This window comes from Kitasatospora mediocidica KCTC 9733 (assembly GCF_000744225.1).
GTDB classification, from domain to species: domain Bacteria; phylum Actinomycetota; class Actinomycetes; order Streptomycetales; family Streptomycetaceae; genus Kitasatospora; species Kitasatospora mediocidica.
The window spans coordinates 462,803-480,969 of the sequence record NZ_JQLN01000004.1 but is presented as its reverse complement, the minus strand read 5'-3'; the positions used below and the strand labels follow the sequence as shown (position 1 = coordinate 480,969).

The window sequence follows — 18,167 nt, the reverse complement described above, 5'->3', positions numbered from 1 at the left end:
AACCATGTGTCGTGTGGTCGACCTGCAGCAGGCGGTACTCGCCAAGAACGACGTCTGCGCCCACGAGTTGCGCGCCGAGCTGGCCGCCCGCGGCACGATCGTCGTCAACCTGCTCTCCAGTCCGGGCAGCGGGAAGACCGCGCTGCTGGAGCAGGAGCTGCTGCTCGCCCGCCGACGCGGCGTTCCCGTCGCCGCGTTGACCGCCGACCTGGCCACCGAGAACGACGCGATGCGCCTGGCCCGGTCCGGCGTCCCGGTGAAGCAGGTGCTGACCGACGGGCTCTGCCATCTGGAGGCCGGGATGCTCGGCGCCCATCTGGAGGACTGGCTGCCCGAGGACACCCGGCTGCTGTTCGTGGAGAACGTCGGCAACCTGGTCTGCCCGGCCTCCTACGACCTGGGCGAGTCGCTGCGGGTCGCCCTCGCCTCGGTGACCGAGGGGGAGGACAAGCCGCTCAAGTACCCCACCGCCTTCGGCCTGGCTCAGCTGGTGGTGGTCACCAAGACGGACATCGCCCAGGCGGTCGGCTTCGACGAGGCGGCCTTCCGGGCCAACGTCCAGCAGGTCAACCCGGGGGTCGAGGTGGTGCTCACCTCCGCGCGCGGCGGCGCCGGGGCCGGGCTGCTGCTCGACCGGGCGGTCGCGGTCGCGGACGGCGCCTCGCCGCACCTGCCGGTGATGGCCGCCCGGACGGCCGGGCACCTCCACGAGCACGGACAGCACGGCGGCGGCGAACTGCACAGCCACGAAGGCGGCCTGCTGCACGCCCACCCGCACGCCCACGACGGCGACGACCACGCCCACCCGCAGACGGCCGGGGCGGCGACCTCCCCGCGGGCGCACCGGTCGTGACGGCCGCGCAACCGGGCACCGCCGTCGGCGAGGTGCTGCGCCGCCGGGTCACCGTCCGGGGCGTCGTGCAGGGCGTCGGATTCCGCCCGTTCGTCTACACGCTGGCCACCGGGCTCGGCCTGGCCGGGCAGGTCAGCAACACCGGCGAGGGCGTCATCGCGGAGGTTGAGGGTGCGCCGGGCGCGGTGGCGCTGTTCTGCGACCGGATCGCCACCGACGCGCCGCCGCTGGCCGTGGTGGAGTCGGTCGATCACCAGGAACTCGCCGCCGCCGGGGGCTCGGGCTTCGCCATCGTCGCCTCGCGCAATGGCGGCCCGGCCCGCACCCTGGTCTCCCCGGACGTCGCCACCTGCGCCGACTGCCTCGCCGAGCTGGCCGATCCCGCCGACCGCCGCCACCGGCACCCGTTCATCACCTGTACGCACTGCGGCCCGCGCTTCACCATCGTCACCGGGCTGCCCTACGACCGCTCGCACACCACCATGGCCGGCTTCCCGATGTGCGCGGACTGCGCGCGCGAGTACGCGGACCCGGCCGACCGGCGCTTTCACGCGCAGCCGGTCGCCTGCCACGCCTGCGGGCCCCGGCTGGTGCTGCTGCCTGCCGACGGCGTGCCGGGCGACCCGATCGCGGCCGCCCGCGCGCTGCTCGCGGAGGGCGCGATCCTCGCGGTCAAGGGCCTCGGCGGCTACCACCTGGCCTGCGACGCGACCGACTCGGCGGCGGTGGCCCGGCTGCGGCTGCGCAAGGCGCGCGGCGACAAGCCGTTCGCGCTGATGGCCCGCAGCCCCGAGGACGTCGAGCCGCTGGTGGAGCTGGGGGCGGCCGAACGGGAGCTGCTGACCGGCGGAACCCGTCCGATCGTGCTGCTGCGCAAGCGATATGACGGTTCGTCGACAGTGGCCGACGCGGTGGCGCCGGGCAGTGCGGACCTCGGGGTGATGCTGCCCTACACGCCGCTGCACCACCTGCTGCTCGGGCTGCCCGGCGACCCGCCGGGGCCCCGGCTGCTCGTGATGACCAGCGGCAACCTGTCCGGTGAGCCGATCGTCATCGACGACGCCGAGGCGCTGGAGCGGCTGGCCCACCTGGCCGACGCCTGGCTGACCCACGACCGGCCGATCCACGTCCCCTGCGACGACTCGGTGCTGCGGGTCTGCGACGACGCGCCGCTGATGCTGCGCCGCTCGCGCGGCTACGCCCCGTTGCCGGTCGCGCTGCCGGTGCCGGTGCGGGCGGCGCTCGCGGTCGGCGGGGACCTGAAGAACACCTTCTGCCTCGCCGAGGGCCGCCGGGCCTGGCTCTCGGCCCACGTCGGCGACATGGACGACCTCGCCACCCAGCACGCCTTCGAGCGCGCCGAGGCCCAGTTGGAGTCGATCACCGGGGTGCGCCCCACCCTGCTGGCCGCCGACCGGCACCCGGCCTACCGTTCCGGCCGGTGGGCGCAGCGGCACCGCGGTGACCGCCTGTTGGCGCCGGTCCAGCACCACCACGCGCATATCGCCTCGGCGATGGCCGAACACGGCCTGGACGGCGGGCGCCGGGTGATCGGCGTCGCGTTCGACGGGACGGGGTACGGCGACGACGGGGCCGTCTGGGGCGGTGAGTTCCTGCTGGCCGACTACGACGGCTACCGCCGCTTCGGGCAGTTGGCCTATGTGCCGCTCCCCGGTAGTGACGCCGCCGTGCACCGCCCGTACCGGATGGCGCTGGCCCACCTGCGCGCGGCCGGCCTGCCCTGGACACCCGACCTGCCCTGTGTGGCGGCCTGTCCGCCGGATGAACTGAAGCTGCTGGAACGTCAGTTGGAGCGCGACCTGAACTGCGTGCCGACCTCCAGCATGGGCCGGCTGTTCGACGCCGTCTCGTCGTTGGCGGGCGTCTGCCAGCTGGCGGGCTACGAGGCGCAGGCCGCGATCGAGTTGGAGGCGGCGGCGCTGGTCGGCGCCGGTGCCGGTGCCCTGCGGGGTGACGGCTACGCCTTCGGGCTGCGCCCAGGGCCGTCCGGCGGGCTGTGTGCCGAGCCGGGGCCGGTGCTGGCGGCCGTCGTCGCCGATCTGCGGGCGGGCGCCGACCGGGGGCTGGTCGCGGCCCGGTTCCACGCGGCGGTGGCCGACCTGGTGTGCCGGGTCTGCGCCGCAGCGCGCGCCGAGACGGGCCTGGACACCGTCGCTCTGACCGGCGGGGTGTTCGCCAACACCGTCCTCTCCTCGGCCTGTTCGGCGGGCCTGGCCCGGGACGGCTTCACCGTGCTGCGCCACCGCCTGGTCCCGCCGAACGACGGCGGGCTGGCGCTCGGCCAGCTGATGGTGGCGGCCCGGTGGCGGCCCGGCGACCGGCCGCCTCCGGTCCATTCCTGACCTCCCGACTCCCGACAGCAAGGAGACACCCCATGTGTTTGGCGGTACCCGGCAGAGTGCTGGACATCGAGGAACGGGACGGCACCCGGATGGCCAACGTCGACTTCGGCGGTGTGGTCAAGGAGGTGTGCCTGGAGTACCTGCCGGACCTCCAGGTCGGCGAGTACGCCATCGTCCACGTCGGATTCGCGTTGCAGCGCCTGGACGAGGAGTCGGCCAGGCACACCCTGGAGCTCTTCGCCGACCTCGGGATGCTCCAGGAGGAGTTCGGCGATCCGTGGGAACTGGCCGCCAGGGAGGGCGGATTCGTCTTCCCGAGTGACGTGGCGGGCGACGCGGTGCGGGAGGCGGGGGAGTGAAGTACATCGACGAGTTCCAGAACCCGGAGCTGGCCCGGCGGCTGCTCGACGACATCCACTCCACGGTGACCAGGCCGTGGGCGCTGATGGAGGTCTGCGGCGGCCAGACGCACACCATCATCCGGCACGGGATCGACCAACTGCTGCCGGATGAAGTGGAGTTGATCCACGGCCCAGGGTGCCCGGTGTGCGTGACCCCACTGGAGGTGATCGACAAGGCGTTGGAGATCGCCTCCCGTCCCGGGGTGATCTTCTGCTCCTTCGGCGACATGCTCCGGGTCCCGGGGACCGGCCGCGACCTGTTCCGGGTCCGCAGCGAGGGCGGGGACGTGCGGGTGGTGTACTCGCCGCTGGACGCCCTGCGGATCGCCCAGCAGAACCCGCAGCGCGAGGTGGTCTTCTTCGGTATCGGCTTCGAGACCACCGCCCCGCCCAACGCCATGACCGTCTACCAGGCGCGCAAGCTGGGCATCCGCAACTTCAGCCTGCTGGTTTCGCACGTCCGGGTGCCGCCCGCGATCGAGGCCATCATGCAGTCGCCGAGCTGCCGGGTGCAGGGCTTCCTGGCCGCCGGGCACGTCTGCAGCGTGATGGGCGTCGGCGAGTACCCGGAGCTGGCCGAGCGCTTCGAGGTGCCGATCGTGGTGACCGGCTTCGAACCGCTCGACATCCTGGAGGGAGTGCGGCGCACCGTACGGCAGTTGGAGCGCGGCGAGCACACGGTGGAGAACGCCTACGGACGGGCCGTGCGCCCCGAGGGGAACCCGGCGGCGCAGGCGATGCTGGCGGACGTCTTCGAGGTCACCGACCGGGCCTGGCGCGGGATCGGCGTGATCCCGCGGAGCGGCTGGCGACTGTCCGAGCGCTACCGCGAGTTCGACGCCGAACTGCGCTTCTCGGTCACCGGCATCCAGACCCTGGAGCCGGCCGCCTGCCGGGCCGGCGAGGTGCTGCAGGGCCTGCTGAAGCCGCATGAGTGCGAGGCCTTCGGGACTCTCTGCACCCCGCGCAACCCGCTCGGCGCCACCATGGTGTCCAGCGAGGGCGCCTGCGCGGCCTACTACCTCTACCGCCGGCTCGACCTCACCCCCGCGCGCCAGGAGGCGAGCCCCGTTGTCTGAGACCACTCCCGTTCCGTTCGGCGCCCGCACGCTCAGCTCGCAGGCCCAGGAGCTGCTGAAGGCACCGGACTTCAGCTCCTGGACCTGCCCGGCTCCACTGCGCGACCAGCCCCGGGTGGTGATGGGCCACGGCGGCGGTGGTGCGCTCTCCGCCGAGCTGGTCCAGCACGTGTTCGCCCCCGCCTTCGGGGGAGCGGTGCTGGCGCAGCTGGGCGACGCCGCCGCCGTCTCGCTCGGCGGTGTTCGACTGGCCTTCTCCACCGACTCGTTCGTGGTCCGGCCGCTGTTCTTCCCCGGTGGCAGCATCGGCGACCTCGCGGTCAACGGGACCGTCAACGACCTGGCGATGAGCGGTGCCCGGGCCGCCTACCTGTCCTGCGGGTTCATCCTGGAGGAGGGCGTGGAGATGTCGGTCCTCGCCCGGGTCTCGCAGGCGCTGGGCGCGGCGGCGCGTGCGGCGGGCGTCGAGGTGGCGACCGGTGACACCAAGGTCGTCGAGGCCGGTCACGGTGACGGCGTCTACATCAACACCGCCGGCATCGGGCTGATCCCGGACGGCGTCGACCTGCGGCCGCAGCGGGTGGTCCCGGGCGACGTGGTGATCGTCAGCGGCGAGATCGGCGTGCACGGCGTGGCGATCATGAGCGTCCGCGAGGGCCTGGAGTTCGGAGTGGAGATCGAGAGCGACTGCGCGGCCCTGGGCGGGCTGGTGGAGGCGATGCTCGCGGTCACCCCGGACCTGCACGTGCTGCGCGACCCCACCCGGGGCGGGCTGGCGGCCGCGCTCAACGAGATCGCCTCGGCGGCCGGCGTCGGCGTGGTCGTCCAGGAGCGCGCGGTCCCGGTCCCGCCGGCCGTCGCCAACGCCTGCGCGATCCTCGGCCTGGACCCGATGTACGTGGCCAACGAGGGCAAGCTGGTCGCGTTTGTGCCGCGCGAGAAGGCGGACGCCGTCCTCGCGGCGATGCGCGCGCACCCGCTGGGCGCGGGCGCGGCGGTGATCGGCGAGGCGGTGCCGGAGCACCCGGGCATGGTGGTGGCCCGCACCGGCCTCGGCGGCACCCGCGTGGTGGACCTGCCGCTCGGCGAGCAGCTGCCACGGATCTGCTGACGTTGTGCGGTGGCGGGAGTGAGGGGGCCTCAGGCCCGCACTCTTGACACCTGACCATGGTCCTGACAGCACTGGAGGGCAGCACTGCCGAACGGCAGCGCACCTGAAGGGGGCGATCAGCGCATGACCAGGCCTGGGAGCACGGAATACGACTACGACGTCGTGATCAGTGGAGCAAGCCTCGCCGGCAGTGCCGCGGCGATCCTGCTCGCTCGACGCGGCGTCCGCGTCGCACTGCTGGAACGCCGCTCGGACCCCGCGGCGCACAAGGTGCTCTGCACCCATTCCATCCAGGCCTGCGCCCACCCGGTGCTGGACGAACTCGGCCTCCTCCCCGACCTGGAGGAGGCCGGAGCCGTCCGCAACGAGGGCCGCTGGTACACCCGTTGGGGATGGATCGAGCCGAGGGCCGCGCCGGAGGGCCCCGCGCTGCCGTACGCGTACAACGTGCGGCGCAGCACCCTCGATCCGATGATCAGGGCCCATGCGGCGGCGACCGCGGGTGTCGACCTGCTGCTCGGCCACCAGGTGACCGGGTTGCTCGCGGAGGGCGGCCGCACCTCGGGGGTGCGCGCCTCGACACCCCAGGGCGAGCGCGAGATCAGGGCCCGCCTGGTGGTCGGCGCCGACGGCAAGGACTCGGCCGTGGCGAAGTCGGCCGGGATGCCCGAGCGGCGGTACGCGAACGGGCGGTTCGGCTATCTCGCGCAGTTCCGCGATCTTCCGCTGCACGGCGGGTTCGGTCATACCTGGTTCCTCGAACCCGACATGGCGTACGCCTTCCCGAACGAGGACGGGGTGACGGTGGTCGCGGTGCTCCCGGACAAGAAGCGCCTGCCGCCCTTCCGGGAGGACCTGGAGGGCAGCTTCCTCGCCTTCGTCCGCGCCCTGCCCGAGGCACCGCCGATCGACTCCGCCGAACGCATATCGAAGATCATCGGTACGGTCGACTACCCGCTGCACAGCCGCAAGCCGATCGCACCGGGCGTCGCGCTCATCGGCGACGCCGCGCTGACCAGCGACCCGTTGTGGGGGGTGGGGTGCGGCTGGGCTCTGCAGTCCGCGCAGTGGCTGGCCGAGGCGGTCGCACCGGCCGCTACCGGTCGGGGCGACCTCGACAGGTCGCTGGCGGCGTACGCGCGCACACACCGGCGCCGGCTGGCCGGCCACCAGTTCCTGGCGGCCGACTACGCCACCGCCCGTCCGTTCAACCCCCTGGAGCGGCTGATGTTCTCGGCGGCAGCGCGCGACGCGGCGGTGGCGCGGCACATGTACCGGTACGCGTCCCGCCTGATCGGTCCGGCGCGCTTCCTGAACCCCGCGGCGCTGGCCAAGGCTTCGGGCGTCAACCTCAGGCACCGCTGGGCTGGTGCGCCCGACCCGCAGGTGTCGCGCACGGGATCATGATGCCGGGGGCCCCGGCACTAGGTCGCCGTCCCGGGGGCGCGGGCCTCGCCGCGGGCCTTGGTGGCCACCACCATGGCCTGGTGGATCTCCCGGGCGGTGTGCTCGTCGGTGGCGGGGACCGGGCTGCCGTGGACGGTGTACCAGTCGAGGGCGTCGGTGTACTGGACGGTGATGATGGCCTCGGTGCCCGTCCAGGTGGTGTGGACGGTCAGGTCGCCCGTGATGGCGCCGACCTCAGCGGTCAGGACTCCGCCGGGGCCGGCGATGATGCTCTTCGTGGTCCAGGATTCCCAGGCGTCGGCGGCCATCCAGAACTCCAAACTCGGTCGGTCAGCGATGCGACCGGGACCTGCCCGGCGCCGGAGGGGGCGGCCCGTCCGGCAGTCCCCTGTTCGAGCGTGCGCCTGCGGCGGCCCGTGCGCATCCCGGCGGAGGGTGCGAATTTTCGGCCGGTAGGCTCGCGGCACGCGCCGCCGGGCCCGTTCGGGCGCCCGCGGGAGCACAAGAAGAAGGTGGACCTCGTGGCCAGAGTCCTGATCCCCGTGCCCGACCGGGACTTCGACGTGACCGAGGTCGCGGTGCCCTGGCGGCTGCTGACCGAGGCCGGCCACCAGGTGGTCTTCGCCACCGAGGCCGCCGGCACCGTACCGGCCGCCGACCCCCGGCTGCTGACCGGCGTCGTCCTCGGCAAGCTCGGCGCGGCCCCCGAGGCCAAGGACTGCTACGCGCAGCTGGTCGTCGCGCCCGAGTTCCGGGCCACCCTGGCCTGGGCGGACCTCGACCCGGCCGAGTTCGACGCGCTGCTCCTGCCCGGCGGCCACGCGCCCGCGATGCGCCAATACCTGGGCTCGGAGCTGTTGCAGGCCAAGGTCGCCGCGTTCTGGGCCACCGGACGGCCGGTGGCCGCGATCTGCCACGGCGTCCTGGTGCTGGCCCGGGCCCAGGACCCGGCGACCGGCCGCAGCCTGCTGTACGGCCGGCGCACCACCTGCCTGCCCGCCTACATGGAGCGGTCCGCCTACCTGGCCACCGCCTGGCGGCTGGGCCGGTACTACCGGACGTACCCCGCCTATGTGGAGACCGAGGTACGGGCGGCGCTGGCCGGCGAGCGCGACTTCGAGCGCGGCCCGCTCACCCTCTCGCGCCGGGGCACCGCGGACGACGACAGCGGCGCCTTCACCGTGCTGGACGGCAGCTACCTGTCCGCCCGCTGGCCGGGCGACGCCTATCTGTTCTCCCGCCGGCTGATCGAGCTGCTGGGCGACTGACCCCGGCCGGGGGGACCGGAGCTGACGAATTCACCGAAAACCGGTACCGCGCGGCGCTGTGGGCGGCACAGTGGACCACGGGTGTTTGACGCTGCCATGCCAGGCTGCGCGGGGCGCCCGGGTACGGGCGGAATTCGGCTACCGGTCCGGCACGCGGCGCGCGCCGGCCGAGCAGGGGGTCAGCAGCAGATGAGTGCTCTCGCCAGGGGATTGAGCCACTTCGTGACCTGCGTGACGGTGGCCGCCGCAGGCCTCGCGCTGCCGGGCGTCGCGTCGGCCGCGCCGATGCCCGCGCCCGCGCACGGCTGCCGGGACGCGAGCGTCGTCGGCACCGTCGAGGAGCAGCGGCTGAGCCGCTCGATCGGCACCGGCCAGGCCGCCGTCCCGGCCCAGCTGCTCAGGTTGAGCGGCTTCGACCAGCTCACCGACGGCTTCTCGGCCGCGCTCTGCTCGGTGCACAGCGCCGCCGGGGCCCGCGCCGCGGTCGCCGCCTCGGGCCGGCTGCTCTGGCGGACCGCGGTGCGCCGTGCCGGGGACCCGCGTCCGACCGCCCCCGGCGCGCTGCCCGGCGACGACGACCGCCCGCTCTACTGGGCACGGCTGACCATGACGCTCGCGCTGCGCCAGTGGACGCCCCGGTTCGCCCTCTCGGACGCCGAGCGCGCCGGGCTGGAGCACGATCTCGACTACGCCTCGCGCGGCATCACCAGCAGCGACTTCCGGCCGGAACCGGGCGTCCGCAAGCTCTTCGTGACCGGATTCGACCCGTTCTCGCTCGACCAGGACATCCGGATCGGCAACCCCGCGGGCGCCGCCGTGCTCAGCCTGGACGGGCGGATCCTGGACGTGAACGGCACCCGGGTGCAGGTGCGGTCCGTCGTCCTGCCGGTGCGCTACGCGGACTTCGACGCCGGCATCGCCGAGGACGCGCTGCGCCCGCACCTGGCGCCCGGCCCGCAGCAGGCCGACATGGTCACCACGATCAGCCAGGGCCGCCCGGGCAAGTTCGACCTGGAGGTGTGGAACGGCCGGCGGCGCGACGTGCCCGCTTCCTACGGTGACAACGACAACGTCTGGGGCGGCGGCACCCCGCAGGCGCCCGTGGTCTTCCCCGGCGTCGCGCCCGGCCCGGAGTTCACCCGCACCACCCTGCCGGTGGACGCGATGGCCGCCGCCCCCACCGGGCCGTTCCCGGTCAACGTCGATCTGCCCGTGCTGGAGATCCCGGCCGGCGGCACCGCTCCCGTGACGGCGCCGAACGGTCCCACACCCGGCTCGGTCGCGGTGGAGGGCGGCGGCGGGGGCTATCTGTCCAACGAGATCGCCTACCGCGACACGCTGCTGCGCGACGAACTCGCCCCCTCGCTGCCGGCCGGCCACCTGCACACGCCGGTGTTGACGATGGCCGACGACGACAGCACGCAGCTCACCGATCCGGTGTTCGAGCAGAACCGCGCCACCATCGTGGCCCAGGTCCGGCAACTGCTCCGCGCCGGCCTGGCGGCCACCGAAGACTCCCGCTGACCCGGCCGGCACATCCCGTCCGCCACCTGACGGGGATGAGCGGGCGATTACCGGGTGGTGGCCGGCGCCGTGGAACTCTCACAGCATCCGATGAGCAGGCTGGCATCGGGGCGGGTCCACGAGCGAGGGGCAGGGCGGGATGCTGTGGCGATTCGGAGAGCGTGGCGCCGGCAAGGCGTCCAACCCGCGGCTGAGCACCTGGTTGGCCCGGTGCATCAGTATCTGCCTCGTGGTGGTGGCGGTGGCCACGACGGCCACCGGGGTGGTCCTGTGGCGCCGTCACGTGGCTGCCGCTCTGGCGCTGCCGACGCGTTCGGCGACGCTCAACGGGCTCGACGCGCTGCCTCAGGCGGCGGCGTGGGAGGCGATGGACCAGTCGGCCATGAGCCCCGACCCCTCGTCCGGCGATCCGTCCGACGGTTCGCCTGACGGATCGTCCGACGGTTCGTCCGACGGATCCGCGGGCGTTTCGCCCGACGGCTCGCTCGACGACTCGCAGGGCGGCTATCAGATGCCCGCGCAGATGATGCCCGGGGCTCCGGCGGCCGGCGAGGTGCGGCTGGGCGTTCCGCTGACGCTGGAGAACACCGGCGGCGGGCCGCTGGACTTCGGTGTCTCGCAGGAGTTCCAGCTCGGTGGTGGCAAGGCCGGCGGACCTCGCACGGCCCACTCCGACACCTTCGGCGGGCTGGCCCAGCTGGCTCCGCACAACGCCGTGCGGGGCGTCGTCTACTTCGACACGCCGCCCCCCGGGGCCGGTGACCCGCCGCTCTACCTGCTCTGGAAACGCGGTGGGCAGACGCGGCGGCTGCTCCTGTCGGTGACCGGTACACCGGGCGACCCCCAGTCGATGCCCGGTATGTGAGTCCGCACCTTTTCTCCCGCCGGGTGCCGCTGTGGTCCGGCGGCACACCAGAAGGAGGTCTCGCCATGCGCGAGCCGTCCGCCGAGGCCCTGAGAGGCCCGGCGCGTGAGTGGGCCGACGGCCCACCGCAAGAGAGAGCGGTCCCGGAGTTCCGGGCCGAGTTCCTGTTGGTCCTCCTGCTGGCCGCGAGTACCGTGGCCTGGCAGTGCTGGGCCGTCCCCGGCGGTGCCGGCGGGTGGAGCACCGGCCCGGCCGCCGCCGTCGACTTCCTGCTGGCCCTGCCGGCCGCAGGCGCCGCCGTCCGGCTGTCCGGCGCCGCGCTGCGCCGGCTGCCGGTCCGGCGCGGGGTGCCGGGCGAGCTGCTGCGCGGCTCGGTGCTGGCGCTGGCCTTCACCGCGGTGATGGTGCCGGTGAGTGTGGTGCAGGCCGCTGCCCGTTCCGTCCTGGGTTCCTCGGGGGACCTGAGCGGTGTGCCCGAGCTGTACAGCACCGACCCGGTGGGCCTGCTGCGGTACGGCGTCAGCCAGGCGACGCAGCTCGAACTGGCCCTGCTGGTCGCGCTCGTCGTGGGGCTGGCGGCCGGTCGGGTGTTCTCCCGGGCGGCTGCCCGGCCGACCCCGGAGCACGTCCCGGCAGCGGCCGCGGTCCACGGCCCGCCGCTGAGCGGGCGTTCGCGCCGCAGGGCCTTCGGGCCGCGTACGGCGGTGGTGGGCCTGGTGGTCGCCGGTCTGCTGCTGCCGAACGAGGCGCTGGCCGGAGCGAACGACCTGCACCGTTCGTACGGTGACTGTGCCACCGCTCCGCAGCGGGTGTTCGACATCAGTGCCATCGACATCGACCTGGTGGTCGACCGGTTCGGTGACCACGACCCGTACGGGTACATGTACGTACTGAACTCCCGTCTGCAGGCCGTCCGGGACCAGGAGGCCGCGCTGGAACGCGCGTCCTCGCTGCCCAAGGACGACCCGACCGCGGCCAAGGTCTCGATCGGCCTCGGTGAGGACCCGATGCAGCCGCTGGTGATGCGGGCCCGCCTCGGCGAGTGCGTGGTCATCAACCTGACCAACAAGATCACCCAGCCGGTGCGCGGCGGCGAGCTCGGCAACCCGCCCATCGTGCAGCCGGGCGGCCTGCCCTCGGTCTCGGTCGACATGGCTGGCGTCGCGTACGACGCGGCTCGCGGGGACGGCGGCCAGGCGGTCGGCGACAACCCCACCTCGGTGATGGCGGCGCCCGGCGAGACCAAGCAGTACCGCTACTACCTCGACCCCGCGATGGGCGAGGGCGGCAAGGTCTTCCGCAGTGGCGGCGACTCCCAGCAGCTCACCTACCACGGCCTCTTCGGCTCGCTGATCGCGGAGACCGCCGGTTCCCGCTGGTTCGACCCGATGAGCGGTGCGGAGAAGACCTGGGACAACGGCTGGAGCAACTGGGAGGCGATGATCCAGCCCCGGACCAGTCCGACCTTCCGTGAGTTCACCCTGATGTACCACGAGATCGGCGACGAGGACTTCAACCTGCGCCGACCGCTGCGGGAGAACACCACGGGCATCCCGATCGGCGGCGACCCCGGCGTACCGGTGGGCGACCAGGTGCAGTACGGCCGGCCGCTGCCGATGATCGACGTACGCCCGCCGACCGCGTCCACGCCGGAGGAGGGCGGCGGTGGCACCGACACCTACCGTCCGGGCGCCTGGGCGATCAACTACCGCAGCGAGCCGTTCTACCGCAGGCTCCAGCTGGAGGCCCCGCGCGGGCAGGATGCCCAGAAGGCCAACGAGTCGCTGGGCTACAGCTCGTACACCTACGGCGACCCGGCGACCCCGATGCCGCGCTCGTACCTGGGTGAAGCCACCAAGACCCGGCTGATGAACACCGGCGTGGGCCAGCTGCACGTGCACCACCTGCACGGCGGCGGCACCCGCTGGGCGCAGAACCCGGGCGTGGACCAGAGCGCCAGCACGGTCGGCCTGCGCAAGACGCCCGATCCCGGCATGCAGTCCATCGACCTCGACTCGCAGACCGTCAGCCCGGGCGAGTCGTACACGCTGGACCACGAGTGCGGCGCGGGCGGCTGCCAGCAGGCACCGGGCGACTACCTCTTCCACTGCCACATCTCGCAGCACTACATCGCGGGCATGTGGGGGATCTGGCGGGTCTTCGACACCCGACAACCCGATCTCGCGCCGCTGCCCGGCAATGCCCAGGCACCGGCCGCGGTGGACTCGGCCGGCCTGCTGGGCAAGGTGATCCAGGGCAAGACGGTGGTGCTCCAGGCCGACCTGACCGACCAGAAGACCCAGGTCGCCCTGGAGAAGCTGGTCGAGGGCTATCTGCCGCCGCAGGGCACCCGCTGGACCACCGCGACCGGCTCCGACCCGGACGACGCCACCGTCTGGGATTGGCAGAAGGGCGGCAGCGCCCAGAAACCGGTCTACCTGGGCGAGCCGGAGACCTCGTCGGTCTGGGCGAACTACCGCTCCGCCGCACCGGGTTCACGTCCGACGATCATGTTCAACCCGGACACCGGAAAGCCCGCCTACCCACTGCTGAAACCTCATCTCGGGATGCGACCACCCTTCGCCCCCGGAGGCCACTCGGGTGCGCCCTACCTGGGGGAGACCGCGACGGCCCAGAACCCCGGCGCGATCTGCCCCTCCCAGGCACCGGTGCGGCAGTACAACACGACCGCCGTCACCCTGCCGATCAAGGAGACCGCCCGGGAGACCGACACCAACGGTGAGTTGTACGTCCTGAACGAGGACAAGGCCGGAGTACTCGCCGGCACCAAGCCCGCCGACCCGTTGACCATCCGGGCCAACGTCGGCGACTGCGTGGGCGTGATCTTCGGCAGCGAGCTGAATCCGACCGTCCAGGCCAAGGTCAACATGCACACCCACTTCGTGCAGTTCGACCCGCTGGCCTCCGACGGCGTGATCACCGGCTTCGCCTTCGAGCAGTCGGTCTTCAGCGACACCCGCGAGGGCCGCACGCTGAGTTCCTCGGACGCACCGGACAAGGTCACCGTGAACACGGTGGGCGAGCTGCGCCCGGGCGTCTCGATCGGGATCGGCGTGGGCCGGACCGACGTGGAGATCCGGACCATCACGGCGATCAACGGCAACCAGCTCACCTTCGACAAGGCGCTGACCAACAGTCACGCCCAGGGTGAGCCGGTCACCACGGAGTTCGTGCAGTACCGCTGGTTCGCGGACGTCGACTCCGGCACCGTCTTCTGGCACGACCACGTGAACGGCGTCACCTCCTGGGCGCACGGCCTCTTCGGCGCCCTGATCATCGAGCCGAAGGGCTCGACCTACCGCGACCCGGTGACCGGCGCGCCGGTGCGCAGCGGTACCAACGTCGACATCATCAACAACGACGGCTCGGTCGGGACCGGCGAGAGCGGCTCCTTCCGTGAGTTCATGCTGTTCCTGCACAACGGCCGAAGAGGCCGAAGCGAACTGTCCGGCACCCAACCGGGGACCGACCTGATCCCCTTCAACAACGGCCAGGAGTGCGAGGAGGGCTCCATCAACCTGAGAGCGGCACCTCTCGGGGAACGAACACCACCGGGGCAGACCCCCACCGACCCGAAAACCACCGACCAGCGCCAGGAGTTCAACGGCGAACGCTGCCGCAACGCCTTCGTCAACGACCAGGACGTCCCCGGCTCGCCCGATGTGAGCACGGCCAAGGCGACCGTGACGACCGTGGACCCGTACGTCTTCTCCTCGGTGAAGTACGGCGACCCGATGACCCCGCTGCTGCGTGCCTACGCGGGCGACCCGGTGGTGATCCGGACCATCGGCCTGAGCGACCGCGCCGAGGCGCTGCGCATCCAGGGCCACCGGTTCCGGCTGGAACGCTTCAGTCCGGGCAGTCAGTTGTCCGACACGGCCACCGTCGGCATGTCCGAGCGGTACGACTACGTGTTGGACGGCGGTGCCGGCGGTCCCTCGCACAGTCCGGGTGACTACCTCTACTACAGCACCCGCACCTTCGCGCTGGAGAGCGGAGCGTGGGGCATCTTCCGGGTCTACGGCAGTCCGCAGAGCGACCTGCTGCCACTGCCGGCCCACCCGGCGCCCACCGACCCGCAGGGCTTCCCGCGGCAGAGCGCCGCGACCGGGAACACCCAGCGCAATCCCGGGCCCGCCCCCGCGTCGGCCTACCGGGCGGACGGCTCGGTCAACACCGACGTGGTCACCTCCACGGCGAACCCGTGTCCCTCGGGTGCCCGGCCGATCCACTACGACGTCTCGCTGTTCGACCAGCCGCTGCCGACCGAGCCCTACTCGGACACCGGTGGCGTGGTCTACGCGCTGACCTCGGACGTGGCAGCGATGAAGGCCGGGACCAAACCGGTGGAGCCGCTGGTGCTCCGGGTCGACCAGGGCGACTGCGTCAGCCTGACCCTGCACAACCAGGTCTCGCCGGGCTCGCTCTACGGCGGCGTCCGGGCCGGCCTCGACCTCGCCAAGCTGACGCACAACCAGCAGCTCTCGGCGGGCAGCGCGATCGGCCTCAACCCGGACTCCACGGTCGGTGCCGGAGGGACCGTCGGATACACCTACTACGCGGACCAGGCGCTGGGCACCTCGCTGTTCCAGAACCTGGGCAGCGTGGCCTCACTGCGCCACGGGGCCTACGGCATGATGATCGTGGAGCCGCGCGGCGCGACCTGGTCGGACAGTGAGACCGGTGCCCCGCTGGGGACCACCGCGACCAGCACCGAGGCGATCATCCGGGCGCCGGGGCAGCCCCGGTTCCGGGAGTTCGCGCTGACCATGCAGACCACCGACCAGCAGTTCGGGCGCGGGATCCTGCCCTACGACGAGGAGGTCGCCGGCAACGGCGTCAACAGCCCCTTCTCGTTCAACGTGGCACCCGCTCCGGTCCCCGGCGCGCCGCCGGGAACGTCCGGGAACCCGGGCTCCTACGACAAGGGGTACAGCGATTTCAACTACCACAGCGCGCCGCTGACCACGCGGCTGGGCCTGACCGCCAACATCAACGACTTCACGAAGGCGACGGTCATCGGGTCCTACGGCACCGCGTTCAGCTCGACCCCGTACGGCGATCCGCACACCCCGGTGTTCCGGGCCAACAGCGGTGACCCGGTGGTCTTCCGGGTCGGTGTCGGGGCCTCCGACCAGCTGCACTCGTTCACGGTCAGTGGTCACACCTTCCCGATGGACCCGCTGCTCCAAGGGTCCCAACTGATGACGGCCCGCACCGTCACCGCCGGCGAGACCATCGACGCGCGGATCGGCAAGGCGGGCGCCGATCACGGCTACACGGGGGACTACCTGTTCTCCGACGCGCGGATGGGATTCGTCGAGGCCGGCATGTGGGGCATCCTGCGGGTGCTCCCGGACGGTTCGCCCGACTCCCCGGCGCATCTGTGACGCAGTCGCAGCGCGGCACTGCCCTCCCCCCGGTCCCTGGCCGGACCGGGGGGAGGGCGCTGTCCCGCTGGCCGGCCGCGTTGCTGGTCCTGTTGGCGGCGTTCGGCCTGGTGTGGGCGGGACCGGCCCAGCCGGCCTTCGCGCACGCCCAGGTGCTGGGCACCAGCCCGGCGAACGGTGCCCAACTCGCCAGTGCGCCCAGTGAGATCGACATGCGGTTCAGCGAGGGCGTGCTGCTCGTCGACGACGGCATCCAGGTGGTCGGGCCGAACGGGCCGGTGCGGCCCGCGAGTTCGGCACAGTTGGACGCGCAGCACCCCGACCAGCTGCACCTCGCGCTCCCGGCCGGTCTGGGCTCGGGGATCTACACCGTCAACTGGCGTGTGGTCTCGGCGGATTCGCACCCCGTGCACGGCGCCTTCGTGTTCGGTGTCGGTGGCGCGAGGCCGGACCGGCTGCCCACGGCGGGTGCCCAGGGCGACGGGCAGTCGGCCCTCTCGCTCACCTTCGACCTGTTCCGCTGGCTGGGTTATGCGGCGCTCGGCCTGTTGGCCGGCGGCGCCGGGTTCCTGGCCGTCTGCTGGCCGGACGGCCTGACCCAGCGCCGGGTGCGGCGGGTGCTCGCCCTGGCCTGGGGCGCGAGCCTGTCCGCCACGCTCGGCGTGCTGCTGCTGCAGGGCCCGTACGCGGACGGCCTGGGGCTGACCAAGGTGGTGAGCCCACACCTGGTGGCGGTCACCCTCGGTACCGGCTACGGGCACTACGTCCTGGCCCGACTCGTGCTGCTGCTGGCGGCACTGGTCCTGGGGCTGGCGCTGCGCGGCGGCCCGGCGTGGGCCCGTCCCGGCTCGACCGGCCGGCGGATCGCGGTCGGCTGCGGCGCGGCCCTAGGGGTCGGCCTGCCGCTCACCTGGCGCGGCACCGGGCACACCATCGCCGAGCCCGGTCTGCTGCCGGCCGCGGCGGACGCGCTGCACCTGGCCGCGATGGCCTGCTGGTTCGGCGGACTGGTCTTCCTGCTGCTCTGCCTGGGCCGCGCCGCCCACCGGCCGCCCGCCGAGCGGCTGGCCGTGGCGGCCGGGCGGTTCTCACTGGTGGCGACCGGGTCGGTAGCCGTGCTGGTGGTGACCGGCTGCTACAAGGCCTGGCGCGAGGTCGGCTCGGTGGCGGCCCTGACCGGTACGGCCTACGGCACGCTGCTGGTGCTCAAGCTCGGCTGCACATGCGTGCTGCTCTGGCTGGGCATGCAGTCCCGCGGTCTGGTCCGGCGCCGACTGGCCCGTTCCGCGGCGGAGGCCGGCGTACCCGTGCTGGAACCGGTCGGAGCGGGCGCGCCGGTGCGCGGCCGGACCGGACAGCGGGCCGAGCGGGCGCGGCGCGAGCTGGCTGCCCGGGAGGCCCTCGACCGGCGGCAGTTGCGCTGGTCGGTCGGGATCGAAGTGGTCTTCGTCCTGGTGGTCCTGGCGCTCACCTCGGTGCTGGTCGCGACCCCGCCCGGGGCCCGTCCGGCGGCCGCCCGCAGTACGTCGACCGGGCAGCGGCTGGCACTGCGGGGCGGCGGGCACCTCACGCTCACCCTCGGCCCGGCCGGCGTCGGGCCGAACTCGCTCGCCCTGACCGTGCTGGATCCGACCGGAAAGCCCTGGGACGTACCGGAAGTGACGGCGGCGCTCAGCATGCCCGACGCGGGCGTGGGCCGGCTGCCGGTCACGCTGGTGCGCACGGGAGCCGGGAATTACCAGTCGCAGAACCTGATCCTGCCGAAATCCGGCACGGCGAGGCTGGAAATCACCGTGCGGTCGACCGAGACCGACGAAGAGACCGTGCAGGGCGAATTCACGGTGTTCTGACCGCAGGTGAACCGATGTATCCGAATCGATGTATA

12 protein-coding genes are annotated in these 18,167 nt (G+C 72.8%); 11 read left to right on the top strand and 1 reads right to left on the bottom strand.

What is annotated here, in order from left to right:
- The first annotated feature begins 4 nt into the window (after positions 1–4).
- From hypB to BS80_RS09795, 6 genes are all read left to right on the top strand, one after another.
- On the top strand, positions 5–853 hold the full coding sequence (gene hypB / locus BS80_RS09820) for a hydrogenase nickel incorporation protein HypB (protein ID WP_035795581.1): 849 nt from the start codon (positions 5–7) through the stop codon (positions 851–853).
- The gene (gene hypF, locus BS80_RS09815) at positions 850–3,216 is read left to right on the top strand and encodes a carbamoyltransferase HypF (protein ID WP_035795578.1); all 2,367 of its coding nucleotides are present in this window, start codon (positions 850–852) and stop codon (positions 3,214–3,216) included. The genes hypB and hypF overlap by 4 nt, the downstream gene beginning before the upstream one ends.
- A gap of 32 nt (positions 3,217–3,248) precedes the next feature.
- A complete protein-coding gene (locus tag BS80_RS09810; RefSeq protein WP_035795575.1) occupies positions 3,249–3,575 on the top strand; it encodes a HypC/HybG/HupF family hydrogenase formation chaperone in 327 nt (108 codons plus the stop codon).
- Positions 3,572–4,696: a hydrogenase formation protein HypD gene (gene hypD / locus BS80_RS09805; protein ID WP_035795572.1), complete on the top strand. Its 1,125-nt coding sequence runs from the start codon at positions 3,572–3,574 to the stop codon at positions 4,694–4,696. The genes BS80_RS09810 and hypD overlap by 4 nt, the downstream gene beginning before the upstream one ends.
- Before the next feature lie 52 nt (positions 4,697–4,748).
- On the top strand, positions 4,749–5,807 hold the full coding sequence (gene hypE, locus BS80_RS09800; RefSeq protein WP_035797147.1) for a hydrogenase expression/formation protein HypE: 1,059 nt from the start codon (positions 4,749–4,751) through the stop codon (positions 5,805–5,807).
- Between the two features lie 123 nt (positions 5,808–5,930).
- Positions 5,931–7,214, top strand: a complete 1,284-nt coding sequence (locus BS80_RS09795; RefSeq protein ID WP_035795569.1) for an NAD(P)/FAD-dependent oxidoreductase — start codon at positions 5,931–5,933, stop codon at positions 7,212–7,214.
- Between the two features lie 17 nt (positions 7,215–7,231).
- On the opposite strand, the gene BS80_RS09790 is transcribed toward BS80_RS09795, so the two are convergent.
- The gene (locus tag BS80_RS09790; protein ID WP_035795566.1) at positions 7,232–7,522 is read right to left on the bottom strand and encodes a hypothetical protein; all 291 of its coding nucleotides are present in this window, start codon (positions 7,520–7,522) and stop codon (positions 7,232–7,234) included.
- A 213-nt stretch (positions 7,523–7,735) separates the two neighbouring features.
- Between BS80_RS09790 and BS80_RS09785 the strand changes: the two genes are divergently transcribed.
- The 5 genes from BS80_RS09785 (at position 7,736) to BS80_RS09765 (ending at position 18,132) form a co-directional block, all read left to right on the top strand.
- Entirely contained in the window at positions 7,736–8,482 is a 747-nt protein-coding gene (locus tag BS80_RS09785; protein WP_051966585.1) for a type 1 glutamine amidotransferase domain-containing protein, read from the top strand.
- Between the two features lie 222 nt (positions 8,483–8,704).
- Positions 8,705–10,006, top strand: coding sequence for a hypothetical protein (locus tag BS80_RS09780; RefSeq protein ID WP_157536117.1), 1,302 nt, complete (start codon positions 8,705–8,707; stop codon positions 10,004–10,006).
- Between the two features lie 139 nt (positions 10,007–10,145).
- Positions 10,146–10,871: a hypothetical protein gene (locus tag BS80_RS09775; protein ID WP_035795560.1), complete on the top strand. Its 726-nt coding sequence runs from the start codon at positions 10,146–10,148 to the stop codon at positions 10,869–10,871.
- A 65-nt stretch (positions 10,872–10,936) separates the two neighbouring features.
- Positions 10,937–16,282 (top strand): cupredoxin domain-containing protein, encoded by a 5,346-nt coding sequence (locus BS80_RS09770; protein WP_035795557.1) that lies wholly within the window; start codon positions 10,937–10,939, stop codon positions 16,280–16,282.
- Between the two features lie 80 nt (positions 16,283–16,362).
- The gene (locus BS80_RS09765) at positions 16,363–18,132 is read left to right on the top strand and encodes a copper resistance CopC/CopD family protein (protein ID WP_035795548.1); all 1,770 of its coding nucleotides are present in this window, start codon (positions 16,363–16,365) and stop codon (positions 18,130–18,132) included.
- Positions 18,133–18,167: the final 35 nt, after the last annotated feature.

What these genes read in the sequence shown, in the direction of transcription:
- BS80_RS09810 (WP_035795575.1), top strand. Translation starts at nt 3,249, where the DNA reads ATGTGTTTGGCGGTACCCGGCAGAGTGCTGGACATCGAGGAACGGGAC.
- BS80_RS09775 (WP_035795560.1), top strand. Translation starts at nt 10,146, where the DNA reads ATGCTGTGGCGATTCGGAGAGCGTGGCGCCGGCAAGGCGTCCAACCCG.
- BS80_RS09795 (WP_035795569.1), top strand. Translation starts at nt 5,931, where the DNA reads ATGACCAGGCCTGGGAGCACGGAATACGACTACGACGTCGTGATCAGT.
- BS80_RS09770 (WP_035795557.1), top strand. Translation starts at nt 10,937, where the DNA reads ATGCGCGAGCCGTCCGCCGAGGCCCTGAGAGGCCCGGCGCGTGAGTGG.
- hypB (WP_035795581.1), top strand. Translation starts at nt 5, where the DNA reads ATGTGTCGTGTGGTCGACCTGCAGCAGGCGGTACTCGCCAAGAACGAC.
- BS80_RS09790 (WP_035795566.1), bottom strand. Translation starts at nt 7,522, where the DNA reads ATGGCCGCCGACGCCTGGGAATCCTGGACCACGAAGAGCATCATCGCC.